Origin of the sequence: Paenibacillus sp. FSL R10-2782, from assembly GCF_038592985.1 — a bacterium.
GTDB lineage: Bacteria > Bacillota > Bacilli > Paenibacillales > Paenibacillaceae > Paenibacillus > Paenibacillus terrae_C.
Window position 1 is genome coordinate 573170 of record NZ_CP151951.1, and the last position, 24596, is coordinate 597765.

Sequence of the window (24596 nt, forward strand, 5' to 3'; positions counted from 1 at the left end):
CCCGGTTCTGGTGGTCTTATTGCGGATGGTATAATAGCGAACAGACCGGATTGAATGGATTTAGGGCAACTGGCGTATACAAGAAAACAAGAGCTAGTCGCATATTTAGCGTTGCTGCAAAGTGTATAGGAAAGGGATATCAGAATGTTTGCTTGGTTACGGAATGCTTATGAATGTTGGATAGATTATCCAAAACAGCCCGGCGATCTGCTGAGCGGACGTTATCATATTCTTTCGCTGCTGGGTATGGGAAGCTATGGTCTGACCTACCTCTGTCTGGACAAGCATAATGGGCAGGAGGTGGCGGTCAAGCTACCCAGACCGAGCAAGCGGGCGAAAGGTGTTCAACTGTTACAGCGTGAAGCCGACATTATGCGACAAATGGAACACCCCTATATCCCGAAGCTGCTCGAAAGTGCGGAGCATCGGAATGAATTGTACTTGGTCATGGAATATATCTCCGGCATGACGCTGGAGGAGCTTATATTTGAACAGGGGCGTTCTTTTACGGAACAAGAGTGTATCGTCTACACCTTGGAGCTAATGGAGCGGGTTGTGCATGTGCATGAACGAGGCTACATCCATCGGGATATCCGCATTCCCAATGTGATCCATCGCGAAGGGAAACCGTACTTGATCGACTTTGGCCTTGCACTGGCGATGGGCGAGCAGCAGGAGGATGTATTTACCGAATCCATGCTGGAAAAGCGCGCACCTGAACGACAGGATGTCGCTATCTACAGCGATTTGTACGATGTCGGGCATTTGATGCTTTTTATGCTGTATAGCAGTTACGAGCCTCAGCCGGACCAACCGCCGGGAAGCTGGCAGGAAGAATTGAAGCTGAGTTCACCTGTGCGCCATCTGCTGGAATGTCTTTTTCAGATTGGCCCCAGGTATGAACATAGTCGTCAGCTTATGATGGAACTGGAGAAGGCGTTGGTGCAGCAGGAGGGTTAGTCCTTAAAGATCGTCCATACAAATATCGGACATTCGCCGCAAAAATGGGGGAATGCCCCCCTTACGCATTTGACCAGGTCTACATACAATGATCCTGTAAATGAGCGAAAGGAGTGTTGTAAATGAGTCATATGTGTGGAGTAGGCGGTATGGGGTGCGGCGGAGGTTGGACTTCAGTAGGAGCGATTCTGGTTCTGTTTATTTTGCTGGTCATCATCTCCAAGACTCTGTTTCTGTAATTCCGGCGAAAGACGATTTCCTGTAAAATGCACAGATGTTGCCCTGCATAACGCCGGGCGCACAACAATAAAGCGAAGTCCCATGATGAGAGGGGTCTTCGCTTTATACGATTTGAAGGAGCCACTGGCTTCCTTCCTATGCTTGGGTTCATTCGTCGCAGCTCAATACTTACGAACTGGAGTAATGACGGCGTTTGTCCTTGTAATATTGGTGTCCGTTATAGCTGTTCTTGTATCCTGAATCTGATGAAGAACGGCGTTTACGATCGTAATAACGGTCCGAGCTGTTGTATTTCCGCTTATGAGAATGAGAGGTGGAATGAAGCAGGCGGTGCAGTAATTTTTTGAGCATCGTCTAATCCTCCTTCTTATCCTGTCCGACTGATACATAGATCACTTTCTGATATAGACAGGTTCTTATGAAACGGTAATACGCAGCGGTGTTGGAACGGGTTCCACTAATTTAAAGGCTTTAAGGATTTGGCCTGAAACTCGGCAATATCCTTGAACTCTTCTTCAAATTTACGCGAAATACGGATATAGATCGGCAGTAAATCACGGTAAATATCCACATGCTCTGCCACGGGCTTATGCTGGTGAGTGGTGCCGATCATACCAGATACAGTGTCCAGCGAATCAATCCGTCCCAGTGCGTACAAGCCCAGAATAGCTGCGCCAAGACAGGAGCTTTCCAGACTTTCCGGGATAATGACCTCTTGATCGAAAATATCCGCCATGAGCTGTCGCCATAGCTCCGAGCGTGCAAATCCGCCAGTGGCGTGAATGACCGAAGGTCTGCCAATGACCTCTTCCATGGCCAGCATAACTGTGTACAGATTGAACAGCACACCCTCCAGAGCAGCGCGGATCATGTGCTCTTTTTTGTGACGCAGGGACAAGCCGAAGAAGGAGCCGCGGGCATTCGGGTCCCACAGGGGCGCACGTTCTCCGGACAGATACGGGAGAAAGAGCAGGCCGTCCGAGCCGGGGCGTACCTGTTCCGCGATTTGGGTCAGCACATGGTACGGATCAATCCCCAATCGTTTGGCGGTTTCCACCTCGGAGGCTGCAAATTCATCGCGAATCCAGCGGAACACAATACCGCCATTGTTCACCGGGCCGCCGATCACCCACAGCTTTTCGGTCAATGCGTAACAGAAAAAACGTCCCTTGTCATCGGTCAACGGCTTATCTACCACGGTGCGGATGGCTCCGCTGGTACCGATCGTGACAGCGATAACCCCTGGCTTGATGGCATTCACCCCAAGGTTGGACAAGACACCATCGCTGGCTCCTATAACAAAAGGAGTTGTTTCCAGCAAGCCCATATCATGTGCATAGGTAGCGTCCAGTCCCTTCAGGACATGAGTTGTCGGCACCAGCTCAGACAACTGCTCCTTTGTGACACCTGCAATGCGCAGTGCTTCCTCGTCCCAATCCAACTGCTGTAAATTCATGAGACCGGTAGCGGAAGCAATCGAATGATCCACGACGTATTGCTGGAACAACCGGGCAAATACATATTCTTTAATGGAAATGAATTTGTACGTCTGAGCCGCAACATCTGGTAAATCCCGTGTAATCCACATCAGCTTCGTCAGTGGTGACATGGGATGAACGGGTGTCCCGGTGCGCAAGTAAATGTCATGTCCATTGTATTCATGCTTGAGCGAGTCAGCCCATTTGGCGCTGCGGTTATCTGCCCATGTGATCGAGGCGGTCAGCGGCTTGCCGTTTTTGTCCACCGCCAGCACGCTGTGCATGGCCGAACTGAAGGAGACGAACAGCACATGCTCGGCTGCTACTCCGCTTTGTTTCATGACCTCCTGTACCGTCGTCACGACGGCTTTGAAAATATCGTCCGGGTCCTGTTCCGCTGCATCCGGCTCAGGTGTATGCAGCGGATAGCCTACATGATGCTGAGCAGCAATATTGCCGTTTTCTTCAAAAAGCACCGCCTTGGTACTGGTCGTGCCGATATCGACTCCGATCATATATCGGGTGTCTGTCATATTCGATCTCCCCTTCACTTACCGTTATTAACTCATTATCGTTAAATTAACACACTCAGCAGCATAATCAAACCGAAAGCGACCAGGGAGAGGATCGTTTCCATCGCGGTCCATGATTTGAGCGTCTGCGGAACCGTCATGTTGAAAAATTCTTTGATCATCCAAAAACCGGCGTCATTCACATGCGAAAGGATCAGCGATCCCGCTCCTGTAGCAAGCACAACCAGCTCGACATTCGCGCCAGGTGTAAGTGCCACCACAGGTGCGACAATACCGGAGCCTGTCGTCATCGCGACTGTAGCGGACCCGGTGGCAACACGAATGAGCGCAGCGACCAGAAAAGCAAACACGATTACATTCATATGCGTCCCCGTAGCCACCGCTGCAATGGCCTGACCTACGCCGCTGTCGATCAATACGGTTTTAAACGCGCCACCACTGCCGATGATTAAAATAATAGAGGCTGTGGGTGCCAGACATTCACTGGTAAAACGGGACAAGTCCTCTTTCTTCAAGCCGCGTGCGTAACCAAGCGAGAAAAACGAAAATACAGCCGCAATCAGTAACGCCATAACTTCATCACCGATGAATTTGAAAAATACCGTAAGTGGATGCGCATTGGATGGGTCCACGATTTCAGCGACCGATCCGCTGAGCATCAGGATAACAGGCAGCAAAATCGTAAACAAGGTAATCCAAAAAGGAGGTAACTGCCGTCCTGTTGTATTGGTGAACTGCTCGTCCAGCTTCTCGGATGGTCTGACCATGATTTTTTTGCCAATCCAGGCACCGAAGACCGGGCCTGCAATAATAGCGGACGGAATGCCGACGATGAGCGCATACCCTATCGTGCGTCCGATATTGGCATTAAAGGCTTCAATGGCGATCATCGGAGCCGGATGGGGCGGCAAAAGACCATGTACCGTCGATAGCCCCGCCAGCATGGGAATACCGATTTTCAGCAGTGACATATTCATTTTACGGGCGACTGTGAACAGAATCGGAATTAATAAAATAATACCAACTTCGAAAAATACCGGAATACCCACGATAAAGCCTACGATCATCATGGCCCAATGGACACGTTTTTCACCAAACCGATCCATAAGTGTAGTTGCAATACGCTCAGCACCGCCGGATTCTGCCATCATTTTACCAAGCATGGTGCCCAGCCCAATTACGATTGCGATGGAACCAAGCGTGCTGCCAAGGCCCTTGGTGATGGAGGCAGTAACTTCATGTCCCGGCATCCCGTTAACCAGCCCGAGAAATACGGATGAAAGCAGTAGTGAAACAAAGGGATTCCATTTAAACTTGGCAATCAGCAAAATCAAAAGAATGATGGTAATTAGTGCCCACGTAAGTAGTGAAGCGTTATGGCTCAAGCCGAATAGGGTGTTCATAAAGTAATGCCTCCTTATGCGTTAATGTGTAGTACATGTATACTTGTCGACAACTTTAGTATAAAAAGGAACTGCGCCAGCTTAGAACACATAAAGCGTGGTGCAGCGGCTCCTTTTATATATTTTACAGATTAGGACAGACTTTTGCGGTAGGGGGACAGAACGCTGTCGTTTACCGCGTTGCGGGTGTCCTGGTAATGATCCTCGATAAATTCGGACAGCTCCTGAGCGCTCCCTTGGTTTAAAGCGTTTGCAAAGGTGCGATGTTTGTGAATCGTGACTTGAGATTCTTCAATCTTAGACGTAAAGCGTTGTTCTGTGGCAGCCAGCATGACCGTCAGGATCAACTGCCTCATTCCGTTCCAGGTGTGGAAAATACGAGTATGGCCTGCTTCCAGCACCAGAGCCTCATGGAAATTGAAGTCCTGAAGAGAAAATTCAACGACGTCTCTGTGCTTGAGAGCGACTTCCATTTTGTCAATCATCCGGTTTAAAGCGGTCACCAATTCGCTATTGTCTCTATGTACAAATCTTTGTACGACAAAATGCTCAATCAGCACACGTACATCGAATAGCTCCTCCATATCAGCGGGCGTCATGCCGATGACAATCGCCCCCATGCGCTCCAAGCGAAGCAATCCTTCACTGGAAAGCACTTTTAACGCTTCACGAACAGGAGAACGGCTGGTGCCAAAATCGGCAGCAATCTGATTTTCAGATAATACTGTGCCGGGCGTCTGCATGCCACGGATAATTTGAAGTCGAAGCTCACAAGCAATCCTTTCACCAAGCGATGCACCCTGTAGCCAGACTGATGGATATTTCATGTGCATACTCCTATCCTGGAAATTTCGGTTGCCTCTTTCGGGCATACTTGTATACAAGTTATGAAGTATTATATACCCCGTAAAAGATACTTGTAAACGGTGTCAATGGACATCGGTTCCATTTCAATGCTTTTAGCGTTACAATAGAAGTAGAAAAGAAGCAGGAAAAAGCAGCAGTGAAAGTGGAACGAACACGGAAAAGAAGGAGATCGTTTAATGATTATTATTAAAACCAAAGAACAAATTGAAAATATGAAGAAAGCTGGCGAAATTTTGGCTGCTTGCCACCGGGAAATTGCCAAAATGATCAAGCCTGGAATTACAACGCTGGAAATTGACGCCTTCGCGGAATCGTTTATGAAAAAGCATGGCGCAACGCCGGAACAAAAGGGCTACAACGGCTACCAGTTTGCGACTTGCGGATCGCCTAACGATGTCATTTGCCACGGTTTCCCGAACAAGACACCGTTGAAGGACGGGGACATTGTGACGATTGACATGGTCGTAAACCTGAACGGCTGGCTGGCGGATTCCGCCTGGTCGTATGCCGTGGGTAATGTTTCCGAGCAGGCGCAAAAGCTGCTGGACGTTACCAAGGAATCCCTGTACAGAGGGATTGAGCAGGCTGTAATCGGTAACCGGATTGGAGATATTTCCCATGCGATTCAAACCTATGCGGAAGCGGAAGGCTTCTCGGTTGTGCGCGAATTCATCGGTCACGGTATCGGAGAAGATATGCATGAGCAACCGCAGGTTCCGCATTATGGACCACCGCATCGCGGACCTCGCTTGAAGGAAGGCATGGTCATTACGATTGAGCCGATGCTGAACACGGGCACCTACCGCAGTAAAGTGGATGCAGACGGATGGACGGCACGTACAATGGACGGCGGCTTGTCGGCGCAATACGAGCATACGCTGGCGATTACAGCAGACGGCCCGATTATTTTGACACAGCAATAAGCCACAAGACAAAAAGACACGACTCTCCTGTTGGAGGATCGTGTCTTTTTGGTTCAGCATTTTGCATTATTCGATTCCCAATGCTCGAAAGTACAATAGATAGACGAACTAAACCGTTTCAATCTATATATTGCTGATCTGAAATCGCTCTTGGGATTGTTGCAAAATGCTCAGGTGTATGCAACAACATGCTTGCTGCACGCGAGTATCTGTTTGTCAGATTCGGACTTCTGCCTCATTCGGATTGAGCTGACGATATTGAAAATACATACGGAGCCGCCAGTGCAGCAATGTCCCGAACGCGAGGATGAAAAATAACCCTGCCGTCTGTGGAATGGTAATGTAGCGCTGAATAAACTCATGCAGCAGCAGGCGAACGATCAGCAGACTGATCAGGATAAAAAAGAAGGTGCGTGAGCGTTGTACAAAAACCTGTCCTTCTTGCATCTCAAACCTGGTGCTGCGAATCAGCGGATACGAGAAAATAAACCAGCCGATCAGAAAAGCGCCCATCGCCCAAAGCCAGGGAACCCGTACCTCTGGCACGATAAACATCATAAAGCCGGTGCTCATGCCGAGCGGAGGGATGATAATCTTTTTGGCGTTAACCGGGCGATGACCTGTCTTCATACGGATGAAAATAGCCGAAACAGCGATCAAGATCATGCCGAAGGTTGCGCCATATTGCAGAATTGGGGTGCTGATATGAATCATGGACTGGGCCCCCTCTATAAGAAATGTAAGCGTTATTGGCCAGACTGCAAATATTTTTCATTATACCACATATGTAATGGATATATTTAGTTACAGTCTTTCCTCCGGCAAGCGGATTATACGCTCGATTGTGGTGACTGGCCCAACGATCTCGGGTCTTTATCATACTTATGCAAGATTCTCTGCTTGTACCTCTCCTTGCGCCGATTTTTTCTCCTGACGCATGATATACCCCATGGCTGTAATAATAAGGATAAAGGCGATGAGCGCGAGAAAAGGAATGGTAATAAAATCAAACCAGTTCAGATAATCCTGTTCACAGGATACTCTTCCACAGGAAGTTGAAGCCTGTGTAGCCGCTTTGGCGGCTGCATGGATACGCTGAATCGTAAAATGATAGGCCGAAATCGCGCCTCCAATGATAGCCAACGGCATGACATAACGACGAATTCCCGTGTCCCCTCGAAAATAAGCGATTCCGAGCAGCAGAGTCAGGGGATACATCAGAATGCGCTGAAACCAGCATAGCTTGCAAGGCTCATACCCCAAAATTTCGCTGAGATAGAGGCTGCCTAATGTGGCCACACAAGCTACAACCCAGGCGGCAAACAAAGCAATATCCGTTTTTTTAAACGATCCAATCATAGTAACGCTCCTTTTTGGATTCAAATGCGAACAAAATGAACTCACCGTGTCTGGTCCGATCAGCAGGCCTCTGCCGATATGGATGTCTTATCCGTATTGTACTGTATTTTGAGTGCAGGGTCATACTTAAACATATTGACATCATTCACTATCGTTTTTATAATTACAATAGTTTGGGAAGTTAATAAGGATTCAAGATTCAGATATATATACTATGAGAAGTGTAGGAGTGTGTCCAGAATGTCGAGTATCGAAAAGAACGAAACTCTGTCTGTCATTAGTGAAAGACATGCGGTAAAAAGTTATGTTAAGGATTTTAAATTGCCAGAGGAAGATCTGGAAGCTATTTTGACAGCTGCGATAGAAGCTCCTTCCGCCTGGAACCTTCAACACTGGAAATTCCTCGTGATTGAAACCGAAGCTGACAAGCAAAAGTTGCTGCCTATCGCTTACAACCAGGGTCAAGTAGCGGAAAGCTCTGTAACCATTGCCGTTTTGGGTGATCTGGAAGCGAACCGTAACGCAGTGATTTATGATCAAGCGGTAGACGCTGGTACAATGCCCGCAGAAATCCGTGACGCATTGGTAGGTCAAATCAACGGTGCTTACCAAAACGCACAAGTAGCTCGGGATGCAGCGATCCTGAACTCTGCTTTTGCGGCACAGAATATTATGCTGGCTGCTAAATCGCTTGGCTATGACACTTGCGCTATGGGTGGTTTTATTCCTGCGCAATTAATTGAGCAATTCAACATTCCTGCACGTTACCTGCCAACGATGCTGATTACGGTAGGTAAAGCACAAGTACCAGCACGTCCATCAGGACGTTTCCCATTGTCTGAAGTTGTTGTAAAAGCTAGCTTCTAAGAAGAATTTTTAACATAAAAAGGGTGTTCCTGCAACCATCGTGGTTGGGGGAACACCCTTTTGTTATGCCTGCCTTTCGTTGCAAGAAAGCTTTTACTCTAATCCGAACGCTTGGAAACGAGATATACCAATTCCAGCGTCAGAATAGGCAAAAAGACAGAAGCCGGATAGGCCAGATAGCGTGGCTCCCATTGCGGCTTGAACTTATCCTTGAAGCGGCGCAGCCCTTGAAAGCCGTAAAAATGTCCTCCGTATTGGAAAACGAGCCGAGCCAGTTTTTCCTCGCGCAACGCTTTTTCGCTTTGTCCTACTTGGGACAGCGGAGCCATGCCCAGATTGAATGTTGTATACCCGCTGTCCTTGGCCCACTCGATCACTCGTGTGAACAAGTAGTCCATTGTGCCATTCGGTGTATCGGGCAGATGACGCATCAGGTCTATGGAGACCGTCTGTCCACGATCATAGGCAGGAGCCATGGTGGCGAAGGCGATGATCTTTCCTTCAGTGTCCTTTAACAGTGCAATCGGGGCTAACTGAAGATAAGGCTCTTTGAACCAGCCAAGCGAATAGCCCTTCTCCTTCCGTCCGTCCAGCCAGATATTCGAAATATGACGAAGCTCCTCAATTAACGCTCCATCCAAAGGCGGCTGGATCATCTCGAACGTGTACCCCTCGCGGTCAAAGCGGTTTTTGGCGCTGCGCAGCACCTGATTGCTTTTACCTGTCAGTGTAAAGGACTCCAGCGGCACCAGCGCTTCCTCGCCCAGCTTGAAAAACCGATAGCCGTTCTCATGGTAGATGGACAAATACTCCGGTGATGCCTGATAAAATACAGCCGTTAACGCATATCGGTCTGCGAAGCGCTGAAATTCCTGAATCGCTTCGCTCACACGTTCCTTCGGACCGAGCGGGTCACCTAGCACAATCAGTTTGTCCCGGCTGCGGGCATAGGGAATAACCACTTGTTCGTTCTTGGTCCAATACAGATACTTATCGCCGAGAAAGAGCATATGAGAAACTAAATTGCCGCCCTGCTTTTCCAAAAATGCTTTTAGCTTATCCAGCTCTTGCAAGTCAGGTAGATTGCCAATTCCACGCTGGGGGCGGAGGAAGAAATACACCGTCAGGAACACCCACGCCAAAATCAGACTGAACACCGCTGTAACCCCGTAATCGCTGCGGTTCATAAAAAAGTCCAGATGGACCTTGGCGTGCAGATTGCGCATAAACGCAGTATTGGAGCCTGCCCCGATGACAAAATAAGCGCCGGTCACAAGCAGAGACAATCCGCCCCAGATTAAAATATTGTGCCGATTCAGCGGCGCACTAATCCGATAAAACCGCGAGCGCGAGATCCACAGCATCAGCGCAACGAACAGCAGGAATAGGGCTTCCTCGAAATCCAGACCCTTAATGAAGGTGAAAATGGACCCTGCAAGCAGCAGTACCAGCGTCAGCCGAAGGGCTCTGCGAATGCGCAGGGATATGCCGTGAGACAGCACCACGAGCATAATTCCGATGACGACGGAGATTTCATGCGACAGGCGCATGACGGGCAGACTGAGCAGATGCTCGGCAAAACGTAGCCGATATAGCAGACCGGGTGTAGCCGCCGACAGGAGAAGCACCACACCGGAGATGAGCACCAGCTTGCCAAGTGCCCATACCCCCAGGTCGGCCAGAAATCGGAATTGACCAGGCCAGCCCCATACCTTTTGCCAAGCGTTGAGTGAGGTTTCCCAGCTTGTCTCTGCCAGTTGGCTCAGGCGTTCGCTGCGTGGAATCATTTCCAGCGCAGCCAGCACTAGACCGATCAGCCACGGAAGGATGTAATAAAAGACGCGAAAGGCCAGTAGCACAGCCAATGCCCGATCCGAGTTGGCGCCTGCCATTTGCAGCCCGAGCAGGGCAATAATATCGAAAGCGCCGACTCCACCGGGCGCAAGACTGATCAGTCCGGCAATCGCGGCAATCACATAAATGCCGAACACGGCATTCATCGGCAGCTCATGCAGCAAGTGCGAGCCGATCCATGCAAAGGTAAGGCCGGCCAGCAGCCATTCCAGCAGCGAAGCGCCAATGGAGGCGGAGATGGTGGACCAGGAAAGCTGGCCAGCTCCCTTGTTGAACCATGTGGCGTAACGTTTGGAGCGCTGCATAATCAGGAACAACGGCAGGTACAGCGCCATTCCCCATAATGCCCAATGAAGCCACGGATGAGCATCCAGCACGGACTGTACAGGATACAGATGGGCAATCGCGCCCCAAGCCAGCAAAGAAAGCCCGGTAATGACTACGGGCGAAAGAAACACAACCGCAGAGGTGATGACCCCCAGCGGCACGCCGCTTTTTTTGTACAGCACCGTACGCAATCCCGCTCCTGTAAAGCCGGCGAAGCCAAAGACATTGTTGAAGGTATTCGAAATCCAGGCGTACCGGAATGTCGCTCCGGGCTTGACCTGTAGCTTGAAATGATGCCTGATCACGTAATCGTATGCGCTCATGGCGGCCACGGCTATCAGTGAGAACAAGCCGATTTCGATGAGAAAGGTAGCATCCATTCGCCGCAGCTCATGAAGCATACGTGCCAGATTGAAGCCTTTCAGCTCTCGTCCAGCCTCCCATATAATAAAAGCCAATACAGCCAGCGGAAGCAAAATACGTGTCAGCCGCTGCCTGTAGATGGTCATCATGAACTGTACGATTTTAAAGGATTGGATCGGTTTGTGATTTAAATTCATAGATTCACCTGCCTGAAAAATAATGAAATAGATTCTGAATGATACACGGAGATATCATGCCCAATGAACAGGCTACTATATATTATACCTGTAATAAACGAATGAATAACAACAGAAGGGTTACGAAAGCCGGATTTCAGATTGATTGCCGTAAATAATTCCAATATAATGATAGAAAACCCAGTCTTTTGCTTGGTAATGGAGCTGAACAGACATGAGTATATGGGATCGTGATCTTTTTGTACGTCGATTGGAGCTGATGTGGCCGCATGATGCTGACGAGAGCCAATATCCCTTTAATTTAAAAGCCATGCATCAATGGAATGAGCTGAAATTTCACCCGTCTGTTACCTATATTGTTGGAGAAAACGGTGTGGGTAAATCAACGCTCATGGAAGCGATAGCGGTCGCGTGGGGATTTAATCCGGAGGGTGGCACCCAAAATTTTAATTTCTCTACACAGGCCACGCATTCCTCGCTGCATGAGTATGTTCGGCTGGTGAGAGGGGCCCGCAAGCCGCGGGACGGTTTCTTTTTCCGTGCAGAAAGCTACTACAATCTGGCGACTCATATCGACGAGCTGGATCGGGAAGGCGGTGGCCGGCCCATTCGAGACTCCTATGGAGGAAAATCGTTGCATGAGCAGTCGCATGGTGAATCTTTTTTTGCCGCGTTTTTGCATCGGTTTGGCGGTCAGGGGCTGTATATTATGGATGAGCCAGAGGCCGCGTTATCGCCCCTGCGCCAGATGGCCATGCTTGCACGTATCCACGAACTGGTGCAGCAGGGCTCACAGTTTATCATTTCTACGCATTCCCCGATTTTGATGGCCTATCCCGACTCCGTCCTGTACCACCTGACACATGAAGGAATAGACACCCGGACGCTGGAGGAAACCGACCATTTCATCATCATGAAACAATTTCTGAATAACAAGGAAAAGATGATACAGGAGCTATTCGAAGATCCCCAATAAGGAATGGGTGAACCTCAATAGCATCCGCTTGGATGAGGAGGAAACAGAATGAGTTCAAATCTCGATGTGGACATTCGGCGGATACCTGCCTTCAAGGTGGCGGCGCTGACGGCGCAGGCTCCTTTTGCCAAATTGGGGGTTGAGGTGCGTAAGCAGTGGAAGCAGGTGCAGCGGACACTTCCAGGGATTCACCCTGGTCGTCTGGATGCGGATATTGGCTATGTTCTGTCTCCCCAATGGGGAGTAATCAAAGAGAACGGTAGTATTGCTGTCAAGGTGGGCGTTAAAGTGTCCTCATGGAATGGAAATACCCGCCAGTTTCGAACACGTGGAGGTGCCTGAACGGGAGTATGCGGTGACCCGCTTTCAGGGAGACCGGGAGCGACTGAATACTATCTATGATGACCTGTTTGACTGGTTGGATCATAATGGATATGAGCGTAATACAGCAGAGGGAGTATACTGGATCGAGTCCAATCGGCTGAAGCCTGTGAACCCTTTTGATATTCCGTCTGAGGAAATTCAGAACTTTGATTATGATATTGCGATAGCTATTGTATAAAATACCTTTAGTGAACGAGGGCTATCCGTACTCGTATACAACTTAGAATTTTGCTACAAGAAGGCGACCTATACGTTGGTTCAAGTATATAAAATTGAAGTTTGCCTTTTGCCCAATCATTCACCGGGTCTGCACCATATTTTTGGGTTATCATGCTCATTTGTGGTATATGTATAAGGGGAAATAAAATGAGTATTCTGCTCTTATGGTGAGGTGCGAATGTGAAGCTCACATAAAAACCCCGGATCCTTCGCACCTCGAAATTTGTCGAAAAACATTAAATCAGCTTTCTTCAGTAGAAGTCAATGGTTGATTCAAGCCTTTTTGGCATCGTTTTTTGCTAAAATGTATGGAATTTATATCATTAAGGTATGAATGACTGCATTTTCGCTGTCGCACTCTATATGAGTGCGTGGATTGAAATAATTCGGACAGTCGATCAGCGATATCGGTAATGGCAGTCGCACTCTATATGAGTGCGTGGATTGAAATAGATCACCGATAATCAAAGGAGCTTTAACGGTAGTTGGTCGCACTCTATATGAGTGCGTGGATTGAAATAGTTAAAGCAGCCAATACGCCTTTTTGAATACTCGGTCGCACTCTATATGAGTGCGTGGATTGAAATCAAAGAGTATCGCAGCGCCTATGAAAAGTATCTTAGTCGCACTCTATATGAGTGCGTGGATTGAAATCCTTCGGAACCAAATTAGAGCCGGATCAACCGGGACGGTCGCACTCTATATGAGTGCGTGGATTGAAATTGAAACACTCGGTCACTGTCAGGGTCGTCGTCAAGTCGCACTCTATATGAGTGCGTGGATTGAAATCTCGTTATTGTGCATGTGTGTGCATGCTCCTTTCGGTGTCGCACTCTATATGAGTGCGTGGATTGAAATATAGGCATATCGCAGAGTTGTAAGGATCAGACCATGCGTCGCACTCTATATGAGTGCGTGGATTGAAATAAACCGAGGGTATGAAGGTCACGGAGATAACCACGTCGCACTCTATATGAGTGCGTGGATTGAAATCTGATCCAAACCGATGCACATAGCTGCGGAACTGTCACGTCGCACTCTATATGAGTGCGTGGATTGAAATTTGCTGACGGCTTCTGAACGGCACTGTTTTGGAGTCGCACTCTATATGAGTGCGTGGATTGAAATGCCTGGGTTATGCGGAGTAATACGAAGGAGGGAACTACAGTCGCACTCTATATGAGTGCGTGGATTGAAATTAAATTGGTTTGTCGCCTCCACTTGAGTTTTTGGTCGCACTCTATATGAGTGCGTGGATTGAAATATATACCTGGAGTTAATCAACAGGACAGGATCGTTGGTCGCACTCTATATGAGTGCGTGGATTGAAATCCTTGCAGGTGTAAAGCCCAGCACACGCGGATCGTCGCACTCTATATGAGTGCGTGGATTGAAATCAAACAAGTGGTTGGCCACGGTAAATTGTTGTACACGTCGCACTCTATATGAGTGCGTGGATTGAAATACATCCAGGAAGAAATGCAGCACATCATCGACAAGTCGCACTCTATATGAGTGCGTGGATTGAAATCTGTATAACCGCTACTCGTTGGTCGGTGGCATCTTGAGTCGCACTCTATATGAGTGCGTGGATTGAAATCCTTCCCCATCTTAGCTGCTCCAATTACTGTATGTCGCACTCTATATGAGTGCGTGTGGAGTTCTGCCAGTGTTATGCTGTCAGTTCCTTTTTTTTGTGCATTGAATATAGAACGCATGTTTGTATATAATTAATGTAGAAACGTTATCTTGTGCTCCACGATACCCAATACAAGCTGCTAAGACTACTTTTCTATTTTTCAAGAAGCAATTATATTTTCTTATAACGACTTCGAATTATTGATTACATTTTAGTGTAATTTATGATTGTTATTTGCTCGGGGGTCTATTAATATAGTGGAGAGTTTTGAACTAATAGTTGCAAAGTAAGATTTTCGTATGCGAAATAAATAACCTTAGGAGGACAACACGCAACATGTCAGAATCACAATTGAAAATGGGGCCGCTGGTCATTTTGATGATTAATATGTTTATTGCCATGCTGGGAATTGGCCTCATCATTCCGATCCTCCCCAAATTCATGGGCTCCCTGGGAGGCACTGGTGAAACGGGAGGCTACCTGGTTGCCGTATTCGGCTTGACCCAGTTTCTGTTTTCACCGTTGGCTGGTGAATGGTCCGATAAATACGGGCGCAAAAAAATGATCATTATCGGTTTGGTGATCATGACGATTTCTTCAGTATTATTTGCTATAGGGCATTCGTTGACGATGCTGTATATATCCCGTTTGCTCGGAGGCGCAGGGGCTGCCTTTATGATTCCTCCGATGATGGCTTATATTGCCGACATTACGACGGTACACAACCGCGGTCGGGGAATGGGTTTGTTGGGCGCGGCCATGTCTCTCGGGTTTGTTATCGGCCCTGGCGTGGGCGGTTTGCTGGCAGATATTTCGATACGCACGCCTTTGTACGTTTCGGCGGGAGTATCGGGTGTAGCTGCCCTGATTTCGTTGGTTTTGCTGCCCGAAACCTTGTCGATGGATAAACAGTTGAAATTCCGGAATGTCAAAGTCAAGCGCGACAATGTCATTAAGCAGTTTGCACTTTCTTTTCGCAAGCCGTACTTCATGCTGTTGATTATGATTTTCACTCTAACCTTTGGGTTGACGCATTTTGAAACCATGTTTCCTTTCTTCGTGACAGGCAAGTTTCATTACAATGAGCGCGATATTGCGATCATTATTACGGTAGGGGCGCTGGTGGGAACGGTGATTCAGGCGGTTGTGATCAGTCCGCTGTTGAATCGTTTTGGCGAAAAAGGTGTTATTATCGGCTCCTTTCTGTTTTCCGCAATTTCTCTTGTGCTTATGCTGCTTTCTGGCAATTTTTATTATGTACTTGGGGTATCACTCATCTTCTTTACCGCTACGTCGCTGCTGCGACCAGCCATTAATACGGCTTTATCCAAAATGGCCGGTGATGAACAGGGAGTTGCAGCCGGGATGAACAATGCCTATATGAGTATCGGTAATATTTTGGGACCTGCGCTGGCGGGTACGTTGTTTGAGGTGCATATTAATCTGCCGTACATTTTTGGGGCGGTCATTCTCATCCTTAGTTTAGGACTGGCTGTAAAATGGAACAGCAAAGGTACGCAAACGACAGCGGTTTAATATTTTTTCCTGTAAACATAGTCTTTTTTGGTGCGAGATGTGAGTTCTAGTGAACCACAGGTTGCACCGAAGGAGACTATTTTTGGTATATATGGAGAAATGGTTAATGAAACGACTGCTTCGTGGGTAATAATGCATGGTGAGTTTATAAGTGAGACACAGCAATGAGATACAGATCGATAAAATCCGGGCAACAGCCCAAAGGAGATGAGAGCCGATGGAAGAGCGGAATGAACAGTTATTTTATACAGGAACTTATGCGTCTCACCATGAGAGAGGAATTTATGTATGCGCTTTACGTGTGGAAAGTGGTGATCTGCGCATGATTGGCGGTGTGGAGGGGATTGAGCGGCCTTCATTTCTGGCACTGCACCCGGATGGAACGAAGCTGTATGCCGCCAGTGAGACGGAGGCAGGCGAGTTGTACGCGTATCAGGTGCATGCGCAGACGGGAGAGCTGCACCCATTGGATCGAAAAGGGACGGAAGGGGCACACACTTGCTATGTCACGGTGACAGCGGATGGACGGTATGTGCTGGCTTCCAATTATTCAGGCGGAAATGCCGTGGTATTCCCGGTGACGGAAGCTGGTGGATTGGGGGAAATGTCGGGGCAGGTTCAGCATACCGGCTCAGGTATTCGCCAGGATGCGGCACATCCGCATTCGATTATTCCTGATCCTTCAGGACAGTACGCAATGGTATGTGATTTGGGGCTGGATCAGATTGTGGTATACCGTTTGACGGAAGACGGGAAGCTGGTGGCCCATCGTGAGGCAGACCTGCCGCCCGGTTCCGGTCCGCGTCATCTGGTCTTTCATCCTTCGCGTCCCTATGCCTTTGTGGCCAACGAGCTGAATAATACGGTCGCTGTATTGAGCTACAACGAACGCAACGGGGAGCTTCAATTGCTGCAAAGCTTGTCCACACTGCCGGAAGGCATCATAGATGTGGAAAATACAGCCGCAGACATTCGGATTACGCCTTGTGGACGCTATCTGTATGTGTCAAACCGAGGGCATAACAGCATCGTGCTGTACCATGTCGATCTGGACAGCGGTAAGCTGGAGACGGTTGAATGGGTGGAGACTTTTGGCAGCACGCCGCGTAACTTCAACATCTTGTCCGGGTATCTGGTTGTCGCGAATCAGGACGGAAATAACATTGTATCCTTTGCTATTCATAGCGAAGACGGACGATTGACTCGAACAGGATATGTGCTGGAAGTTCCTTCACCTGTATGCATTGAGCCTGTGCGGCAGTCATAGCGTTTGGCAAAAAGGCATGTTAGAAGAAGATGAAAAAAATAAAAACACGGCGCTTTGCTTGCCATGAACGCATGGGGCAAAGGGCCGTGTTTTAGGGTCTGAGAAGAACAGGTGCTGAAAGTTTATTTGCTGCTGTCGCCAGCCTCTACTGTTGCTGTTTTCGTATGGTTTTCCGCAGGCTTGTAGTACAAGCGGAACAGAATGTCCTGATTGTAGTTACCGAATCCAGTACCGAACAGGGTAACCCCTCCAACATGCTGGGCATCATCCAGAATGGCAATGCGGAATTTCCATTGCTTCTGATCAATCAGCACATGGCTTAAGGTTACATCAGATATTTGCTTGCCGTCCATAAAGGTACCCTTAGACGTAACGCGAAGTCTTTTGAGCAGACCGTATTGGTTGATAAAATCAGGCCACCATGCAGGTGTGTATTTTCCCCGGTTATCGCCGAAATCTCCCGGACTGGTCCAAGTCCCCAGATTCACATCGTTCAGGAAAAAGGTAATGTCCGAAGGCCAGTTGTCATTGGTAAAAGGGGCCTCGGACGATAGCTCCATCGAAATTTCAAGCTCCTCGGCCTTTTGGCTGGACAGGAGGAAATTGGGTACTTTATAATCCATATATCCTTGACTAAACCACAGGATTTTGGAATTGAAGCGCTCAGGGTCCAGAAACGAACGAGGCTCGTCGAATTCTCCGATAATTTTCTCGACGGTAGCCAGTCCGCAGGTCGGCTGAATTTCAAAATCTGTAAAGTGCCCGACGGAAATCTCCGTCTGATGAAATTGCCGTACATCCTGCTGATAGCGTGGCATGGCTATTTCAATTTTGTCTGTAGCCAGTGAGCATACTTTCTGAACGCCACCGCGCCCAGGCAGCATTTTGGTCGAAATAATGGATGCTCTCTCCAGCTTTTTGACATGCATGGTCATGATGGCACTGCTTAGTCCCAGTGCTTCCGCCAGCTCGCGTATATTCATAGGCTTCTCCGCAAGCAGAACAATCATGTTCAGCCGAACCTCGCTGGCCAGCGCTTCATATACGGGAAGTGATTTTTCAGAAATGTCCAGTTGCATAGTTCCTCCAATTCTAACGCACATCAACAATTGATGATAGTTTAACATATATGGATTTTTTTCAATATTCATACATAAAAAACGATATGATTTACATTTATATAAACAATATACCCTTTCCTTGATTGTCGGCACAAGCTTATCCCGCCAAAAAGTCTAAAATTGTTCAAAAAACAGGACACCCCACATAACCATTCGGTGTCTGTCGGGATGTCCTGTGATGGGATGTGATTTTAACGTTCATGCGGTATCCGATTGTGCATCGCTTGCTGTCTAGGAACGGTTATGTTCCTCCGCCAAAGAAGAGTCGGGCGTTCTGTCTTTGTCTGTCGTGTGCATTTCCGGATATTGAGAAGGATCTGCCTTCATCAAGCCGGGATGACCGACATAAGGGCGATCACTCCGTGAGCGGCCCCGGGTGAGTCGGAAGCCAATCAAAAACAGGACAAGCTGCACAGCCAGTATGTAGAGAGAAGCCTCCGGTCCGATCCATTGAAACAGGGCAACGGCGGCGATCACCATGGACAACAGGCTTGTCGGGAAATGGGATGCCGTCACATCCAGATCATTTTGTCTGCGCAGGGTCATCAACCGGTATACATACAGCAGGGCGATCAAGCCGGAAACAAATCTCATCCATGTATACCCTATGAGCCAGGACGCAGATGGGACAGCTTCGGGCAGACTATTATAGATTGTACTATACGACATAAGTTCCACAATCAGCCGTGAGATTAGCCACACGATACCCGCCAGCGCCAAAGGCCCGGCAGCGGGACGCAGCAGCTTCCATAAAGCCGTACCCCAGCCCGGAGCATGCGATTCCAGCAGAACAAGCCGACGTTCGTCGATCAGTTTGTTCATTTCGCGCTCCAGTGATTTGAGAAGCAATTCCCTGCGGAATGCGTCACATTCTCTTAGAGATGCCTGAACCTGTTCCTGAAGGTGAGGGGTTAAATAGGGAGCAGCCTTCGCTTCCTGAAGGGCATGGATCAGTCCACTCTGATGCTGGCGTGTTTCGTTGCTGCTTAAGCTGTACTGAGTAGAGGTTTGGAGATAGCCTGCCAACCGTCCGTAGATACGTAGCGATTCCTGTAATTCATTCAGCCGCTGCTGACGCGAATTTCGAAGCTGGGCTGCGCTGTGAACATACAGCCATACCAGCAAAGACAATGCCAGCAGGACGGCAATCAGACCGGGTGAGATATATGCGGCCAATGCCGCGAAGTCCGTCGGGGACACCCGCAATCCCTCCTTCCATTGTTCTTTCTACACTATTGCACAGACCACACAGGCATTTCAAGGGCTTGGTCACGTCTGACAGAGATATATGAAGTATTTTTTGGTAAAATAGACAAGATGACAAGCAGGGAGGGGAGATTCAGCATGAACGAGTATATAGAAAATACCGCAGAACATCATAGAAGATCGAATCACCCGACGGGCAGTTTCGCGTGGAGTACGCCATTCTATCTATAGAGGAGTATCGGGGGTTGCGAAAGGAGACGGGTCTGACGCAGATTACAGAAGAAGCTGCAACCAAGGGCCTGCCGAACACCCTGTTTGCGGTGACGCTCCGAATTGGGCAGGAATTGATCGGCATGGGCCGGGTAAGCGGTGACGGCGTTGTTTTCTTTTTGGTGACGGATATTGCAGTCAAGCCCTCCCATCAGGGAAAAGGGTACGGGCGTACACTTATGGAAGAGATTATGTCCTATTTGAAACGTGAGGTTCCAGCGGGTAGCTTTGCGACGCTGATCGCAGACAAGCCAGCCGACCGCTTGTATGCGCAATTTGGCTTCCAATTGGTCAGTCCTGGATCGGAAAGAATGTACTGGCGGTAGCCGGGCGGAGTTTAGGCAAGGGCCGAAGCGGATAAGTAATATATAAGCTGAACTAAAAAATGTACATGGAAAACGGAGTAGATAGTAAGTAAATTATAGACAGGAAGAAGGCAAGGACATATGAAAGTCATTATTTTTGGAGCAACAGGAACCATTGGTCAAGCATTGGTGAAAGAGGCCATCAAGCGCAAGTACCAGGTGACGGCGGCGGTTCGTGATCCGCAGCGTGTGACGGAGCAAAGTGAGTATTTGACCGTCGTTCAAGCGGATATTTTGAATCCCGATTCCGTAACAGCCGTGGCCAAAGGACATGATGCGATTATCAGCGCTTATGGTCCCAAGTTTGGAGCTGAGGAAGAATTGCTCGAAGCAACGCGTTCTTTACTGGAAGGAACCCGGCGTTCCGGCGCAGAGCGTATACTGGTGGTCGGCGGAGCTGGTAGCCTGAAAACGGAAAACGGTGAACGCCTGATGGATACAGCCGAGTTTCTGGAGGAAGTCAAGCCACTAGCAGCCGCACATGCCGATGCACTGGAGCTGTATCGTGCTGCGGATGTGGACTGGACATATTGCAGTCCTGCCGCAATCATTGAGCCGGGACGGCGTACAGGGCATTTTCGCATTGGCTTGGACCATGTAGTTGTTGATGAATTGGGTCACAGCCGCATCTCGGTTGAGGATTATGCAGTAGCCCTGATTGATGAGCTGGTAGAGGGGGAATTTGTAAATTCACGTTTTACGGTCGGGTATTAAAAAAGGATCGCATTACGGGAGGCGAAGAAGCATGTATATTGTGACCGCTGAAGAAATGCGGCAACTGGATCGGTATACGATTGACAAGCTGGGCATCCCGGCCCTTACCTTGATGGAAAATGCCGGGCGTGCGGTAGCTGACGAGGTATTGAAGCTCTGCGCTGTGGAAAGTGGTTGGAGCCATAAGAGCTTCTCGGAAAGCCACGTGGATTCAGCATACGGTACGGGACGCAGATATATGGTGGGGCAAGATGCTGCCAAGCAAGGATATGATGAGGGTCCAGCCTATGGTGAACAGGTCGCCCACTTAGGGCCTGGGGATACGCCGGGACATGGCGGTGTTATTCGGACGGAGCCTTGGAGCCACGGGGGGCATGCCATGTGGGAACGGGAGCATTGGTATATTCTCGTAGGCAAAGGCAACAACGGGGGTGACGGTCTGGTGGCGGCCCGCCATCTAACGGATGCGGGTCTGCGTGTCACTGTCGTGTATGCCGAATCGCCGGACACGCTACGCGGCGAAGCGGCAGTGCAACGCGATATCATCGCGGCTCTGCACATCCCGGCCCTTGTCTACGGCCGGGATGCCCTCGACCTGCGCAGCGCCACCGGCATCGTAGATGCCCTGCTGGGCACGGGCACACAAGGCCCGCCGCGCGAACCCTACGCCTTGCTGATTTGCGAGGCCAATGCCAGCGGCGTGCCACTTGTGTCGGTAGATGTGCCCAGCGGCCTCGACGCCGACACAGGTGCGCTGTACGAGCCGTGCATTCGCGCACGTGTCACCGTATGCCTCGCCTACCTGAAGCGTGGGCTCGTCCAATACCCGGGCGCCGGGGCCGCAGGCGATGTAACGGTACGCTACATCGGTATTCCGCCCGGGCTTGCCCATGAGCGCGGCGTACAGCTACGGCTCCTGACCCGCGATACGCTGCGCGAAGCGCTGGGCGTGGACGTGAGCCGCAGCCGCGTGCCGGACGGGCACAAGGGCACCTACGGCCACGTCCTCGTCGCCGGGGGAAGCCTGCGCATGAGCGGCGCGGGCCTGCTGGCCGCACGTGCCGCCCTGCGCATCGGCAGCGGCCTTGTGACGTGGGCGGTGCCCGAAGCGCTGCTGCCGCGACTCATCGGAGCCGCGCCGGAGCTGATGCTCGCTGCCGCAGCCGCAGGTGGAGACGGCGAGTGGAACGCCGACTCCGCGGACGAGCTGCTTCAGCTCGCGCAGGCGCGCGATGTGCTGGCCGTCGGCCCCGGCCTCGGCCGCTTCGCAGGAGACACTGGCTGGCTGCGCCGCCTGTGGGAAGAATACGGCGGCCCGCTCGTACTCGATGCGGACGCTCTGAACATCCTCGCTGCGGCGGGGCCAGAGCTTGAGGCCTGGAAGCCGAGAGGAGCGGCCGTTGTACTGACGCCGCACCCCGGCGAGATGGCCCGTCTGCTGGGCCTATCGACGGGCGAGGTGCAGCGTGACCGCATCGCCCATGCCCGGCAGTACGCCCAGACACGCGGGGTCACGCTGGTGCTCAAGGGAGCGCGTACCGTCATTGCGTGCCCGGACGGAACGGCTTATGTCAACACGCCAGGCCACGCCGGGATGGCGACAGGCGGTGCAGGTGATGTGCTGACAGGCATCATCGCAGGCTTGCTGGCACAGGGCTTGAACGCTTCACAGGCAGCAGCCTTTGGCGTGTACCTGCACGGCGCGGCTGGAGAAACAGCCGCACGCCATCGCCAGCATGCCGCCTCGGTCATTGCGGGTGACATTATTGAAGCCCTATAGACCATAACAGCAAGGGCAGGAGAAAGGCCAGGATGATCTGTACCCCAAATCCACGGATCAGCCAGAGTCTTCCCGCATAATGCCTTCCCCGATAATACAGTAACGTAATCACGGTACCCGCGATGCCGTTGCTCCATAAGACACCCGTTCCTTCAGGGGATATAAAAGAACCAAGCAGGAGGAAGATACTGAATCCTGCGGCAAGGTACAGGGTGAGCCGCTCCGGTTTTCGCAGCCAGGGCAAGAGAGCGTGCAGCGCATCGGCGACAAGAGCGGCCGGTAGGGCATAACCATATGCCCATAGCTGCGCGGTCAGCTCACCGCTATTACCTGCGATGGTTACAGGAATCCCTGTCATTGCCTCTGCTATATAGCAATAGGCCCATAACAGGCCGAACACCAGTCCTCCGCAAGCCAGCTTGTTCAGCGCATAACAACCCAGCTCCATTCGCCAAGGCATCTTGGGATTATATTCATTCCATGGATGTCTCATGCTGCGATTCCTCCTTAGTACACTTCATTACAATCAGTAATCCGCAACCAATCAAGGAATTTATTTTCAATTACATTCCGCTGACGCTTTACGGCATTTTATTTTACGTTAGCTGTGTATCATGGTCCTAAGAAATAATGACAGCGGATAGCCGCGTTGCGGAGAGGCGGGGATTGCATGATACAAGCGGTTATTTTTAATCTCGAAAGTACATTGTTGGACCCCGGAGGACGAGGCTTAATCCAGGGAATACGTGATATTTTCAGATGGAAGGGTGTACAGGTAACCGAAGAACAGGCATCTCATGGGCGGGGATTACCGATCCGTGATCATATTGCGAATGTGCTGGCACTTTCAGAGGTTCGGAAAAAATGGCTGGATTGCTTCGGTACGCATCCCGGAAGAACGGATATTGAGCATATTTATCTTGAGCTTGTGCCTGTTCTCCGTTCTTTGATCCAGGGAGCTGAGCCCACTTTCGGTATCGATAAAGCGCTGAATGAGTTGCAGGATCGTCGGATTCAGTCAGGCGCTACCGCATCTTGCCCGATGGAGATGCTGGGCAACGTTTTTACGCCTGCACAGTCCCCATATGCACTGGATTGCACAGTAGCTCCCTGTGAAGTTTCGCAAGGGCGCCCTTATCCATGGATGATCTATGAGATTGCACACCGCTTACAGGTTTTCCCGCTTAGCGATATTGTGAAAGTAGGAGATACGGCAGCTGATATGCAAGAGGGCAGGAATGCCGGTGTGTGGACAATAGGTGTGCTGAATCATAGCGAAGGTTCGCTGACCACGTCGCAAGCAACTAGCCGTGAATCCGACGACAGAGTGGCTGAGGAACGGCGCAGACAGAGCATATACGGATTAAAAAGGGCAGGAGCCCACATCGTCATGAACTCGGTCGCTGACTTGCCGCGTATTTTGCGTGAAATCGAAATGCTCCAGCATACGGGCGGCTATCCTTCCTATACAAAGCAAGTAAAAACAGCGTTAATGCCTCCATCGTGAGCAGTGTTGATACACTGTGGAGCTATGGATTGGACTACACGGTTCTAGGGTATATGTATGCACCACATCGGATGAAAGTGAACTTCTCAGGTTCTGGGCATGCTACTATTTTAAAATGTATCTCGAATATTCGGATGATACTAAAAAAAGGGGATGACCTTGCCACAAACGGCGTCAGGTTCATCCCCTTTTAAAATAGGTAGCGATTAAATAAATATCTATTGTTCGTTGATATTCACCC

Annotated in this window: 23 protein-coding genes and 1 CRISPR repeat array; of the genes, 13 read left to right on the plus strand and 10 right to left on the minus strand. The window is 49.8% G+C overall.

Features of this window, described 5'->3' with window-relative positions; genetic code table 11:
• Positions 1–144: 144 nt before the first annotated feature.
• Positions 145–960 carry a protein kinase gene (locus NST83_RS02580; RefSeq protein ID WP_342416458.1) on the plus strand — a complete coding sequence of 272 codons (816 nt, stop codon included), beginning with the start codon at positions 145–147 and terminating at the stop codon, positions 958–960.
• A 122-nt stretch (positions 961–1082) separates the two neighbouring features.
• The gene (locus tag NST83_RS02585) at positions 1083–1199 is read left to right on the plus strand and encodes a YjcZ family sporulation protein (protein ID WP_212734451.1); all 117 of its coding nucleotides are present in this window, start codon (positions 1083–1085) and stop codon (positions 1197–1199) included.
• A 169-nt stretch (positions 1200–1368) separates the two neighbouring features.
• Here NST83_RS02585 and NST83_RS02590 read toward each other — a convergent pair whose 3' ends face one another.
• From NST83_RS02590 to NST83_RS02605, 4 genes are all read right to left on the minus strand, one after another.
• Positions 1369–1551: a hypothetical protein gene (locus tag NST83_RS02590; RefSeq protein WP_342416459.1), complete on the minus strand. Its 183-nt coding sequence runs from the start codon at positions 1549–1551 to the stop codon at positions 1369–1371.
• Positions 1552–1657: 106 nt separating this feature from the next.
• Entirely contained in the window at positions 1658–3211 is a 1554-nt protein-coding gene (gene gntK / locus NST83_RS02595) for a gluconokinase (protein ID WP_342416460.1), read from the minus strand.
• Positions 3212–3252: 41 nt separating this feature from the next.
• Positions 3253–4614, minus strand: coding sequence for a GntP family permease (locus tag NST83_RS02600; RefSeq protein ID WP_342416461.1), 1362 nt, complete (start codon positions 4612–4614; stop codon positions 3253–3255).
• A gap of 131 nt (positions 4615–4745) precedes the next feature.
• Positions 4746–5441, minus strand: coding sequence for a GntR family transcriptional regulator (locus NST83_RS02605; RefSeq protein ID WP_342416462.1), 696 nt, complete (start codon positions 5439–5441; stop codon positions 4746–4748).
• Positions 5442–5657: 216 nt separating this feature from the next.
• On the opposite strand from NST83_RS02605, the gene map reads away from it, so the two are divergent.
• Positions 5658–6404, plus strand: coding sequence for a type I methionyl aminopeptidase (gene map, locus NST83_RS02610; RefSeq protein ID WP_137061384.1), 747 nt, complete (start codon positions 5658–5660; stop codon positions 6402–6404).
• 216 nt (positions 6405–6620) lie between these two features.
• Here the strand turns inward: map and NST83_RS02615 are convergent, their stop codons facing one another.
• Both NST83_RS02615 and NST83_RS02620 read right to left on the minus strand, forming a co-directional pair.
• Complete coding sequence (locus NST83_RS02615) at positions 6621–7118, minus strand: cytochrome c biogenesis protein CcdC (protein ID WP_342416463.1); 498 nt, start codon at positions 7116–7118, stop codon at positions 6621–6623.
• 168 nt (positions 7119–7286) lie between these two features.
• Complete coding sequence (locus NST83_RS02620; RefSeq protein WP_137061386.1) at positions 7287–7763, minus strand: disulfide oxidoreductase; 477 nt, start codon at positions 7761–7763, stop codon at positions 7287–7289.
• A gap of 240 nt (positions 7764–8003) precedes the next feature.
• On the opposite strand from NST83_RS02620, the gene NST83_RS02625 reads away from it, so the two are divergent.
• Positions 8004–8630, plus strand: a complete 627-nt coding sequence (locus tag NST83_RS02625; RefSeq protein WP_342416464.1) for a nitroreductase family protein — start codon at positions 8004–8006, stop codon at positions 8628–8630.
• A gap of 98 nt (positions 8631–8728) precedes the next feature.
• Here NST83_RS02625 and mprF read toward each other — a convergent pair whose 3' ends face one another.
• A complete protein-coding gene (gene mprF, locus NST83_RS02630; RefSeq protein ID WP_342416465.1) occupies positions 8729–11371 on the minus strand; it encodes a bifunctional lysylphosphatidylglycerol flippase/synthetase MprF in 2643 nt (880 codons plus the stop codon).
• A gap of 214 nt (positions 11372–11585) precedes the next feature.
• On the opposite strand from mprF, the gene NST83_RS02635 reads away from it, so the two are divergent.
• The 5 genes from NST83_RS02635 (at position 11586) to NST83_RS02655 (ending at position 17392) form a co-directional block, all read left to right on the plus strand.
• Positions 11586–12347, plus strand: coding sequence for an AAA family ATPase (locus NST83_RS02635; RefSeq protein ID WP_342416466.1), 762 nt, complete (start codon positions 11586–11588; stop codon positions 12345–12347).
• Positions 12348–12395: 48 nt separating this feature from the next.
• Positions 12396–12689, plus strand: coding sequence for a hypothetical protein (locus NST83_RS02640; protein WP_342416467.1), 294 nt, complete (start codon positions 12396–12398; stop codon positions 12687–12689).
• On the plus strand, positions 12649–12909 hold the full coding sequence (locus NST83_RS02645; RefSeq protein WP_342416468.1) for a GyrI-like domain-containing protein: 261 nt from the start codon (positions 12649–12651) through the stop codon (positions 12907–12909). Before NST83_RS02640 ends, NST83_RS02645 begins: the two co-directional genes overlap by 41 nt.
• 392 nt (positions 12910–13301) lie before the next feature.
• Positions 13302–14615: direct repeats of the CRISPR family, unit length 32 nt; unit sequence GTCGCACTCTATATGAGTGCGTGGATTGAAAT.
• 310 nt (positions 14616–14925) lie between these two features.
• On the plus strand, positions 14926–16125 hold the full coding sequence (locus NST83_RS02650) for an MFS transporter (RefSeq protein ID WP_342416469.1): 1200 nt from the start codon (positions 14926–14928) through the stop codon (positions 16123–16125).
• Between the two features lie 217 nt (positions 16126–16342).
• On the plus strand, positions 16343–17392 hold the full coding sequence (locus NST83_RS02655) for a lactonase family protein (protein WP_342416470.1): 1050 nt from the start codon (positions 16343–16345) through the stop codon (positions 17390–17392).
• 122 nt (positions 17393–17514) lie between these two features.
• Here the strand turns inward: NST83_RS02655 and NST83_RS02660 are convergent, their stop codons facing one another.
• Positions 17515–18471 carry an ArsR family transcriptional regulator gene (locus NST83_RS02660; RefSeq protein WP_137061394.1) on the minus strand — a complete coding sequence of 319 codons (957 nt, stop codon included), beginning with the start codon at positions 18469–18471 and terminating at the stop codon, positions 17515–17517.
• Positions 18472–18744: 273 nt separating this feature from the next.
• Positions 18745–19713 carry a flagellar export protein FliJ gene (locus tag NST83_RS02665; protein ID WP_137061395.1) on the minus strand — a complete coding sequence of 323 codons (969 nt, stop codon included), beginning with the start codon at positions 19711–19713 and terminating at the stop codon, positions 18745–18747.
• Positions 19714–19964: 251 nt separating this feature from the next.
• Between NST83_RS02665 and NST83_RS02670 the strand changes: the two genes are divergently transcribed.
• The 3 genes from NST83_RS02670 (at position 19965) to NST83_RS02680 (ending at position 22848) form a co-directional block, all read left to right on the plus strand.
• Positions 19965–20315, plus strand: coding sequence for a GNAT family N-acetyltransferase (locus tag NST83_RS02670; protein WP_342416471.1), 351 nt, complete (start codon positions 19965–19967; stop codon positions 20313–20315).
• A gap of 120 nt (positions 20316–20435) precedes the next feature.
• Positions 20436–21068: an NAD(P)H-binding protein gene (locus NST83_RS02675; protein ID WP_137061397.1), complete on the plus strand. Its 633-nt coding sequence runs from the start codon at positions 20436–20438 to the stop codon at positions 21066–21068.
• Between the two features lie 31 nt (positions 21069–21099).
• Positions 21100–22848 carry an NAD(P)H-hydrate dehydratase gene (locus NST83_RS02680; protein ID WP_342416472.1) on the plus strand — a complete coding sequence of 583 codons (1749 nt, stop codon included), beginning with the start codon at positions 21100–21102 and terminating at the stop codon, positions 22846–22848.
• Here the strand turns inward: NST83_RS02680 and NST83_RS02685 are convergent.
• Positions 22832–23341, minus strand: a complete 510-nt coding sequence (locus tag NST83_RS02685) for a hypothetical protein (RefSeq protein ID WP_342416473.1) — start codon at positions 23339–23341, stop codon at positions 22832–22834. The two genes, NST83_RS02680 and NST83_RS02685, sit on opposite strands and share 17 nt — an antisense overlap.
• Before the next feature lie 177 nt (positions 23342–23518).
• On the opposite strand from NST83_RS02685, the gene NST83_RS02690 reads away from it, so the two are divergent.
• A complete protein-coding gene (locus NST83_RS02690) occupies positions 23519–24355 on the plus strand; it encodes an HAD hydrolase-like protein (RefSeq protein WP_342416474.1) in 837 nt (278 codons plus the stop codon).
• The last annotated feature ends 241 nt before the right edge of the window (positions 24356–24596 follow it).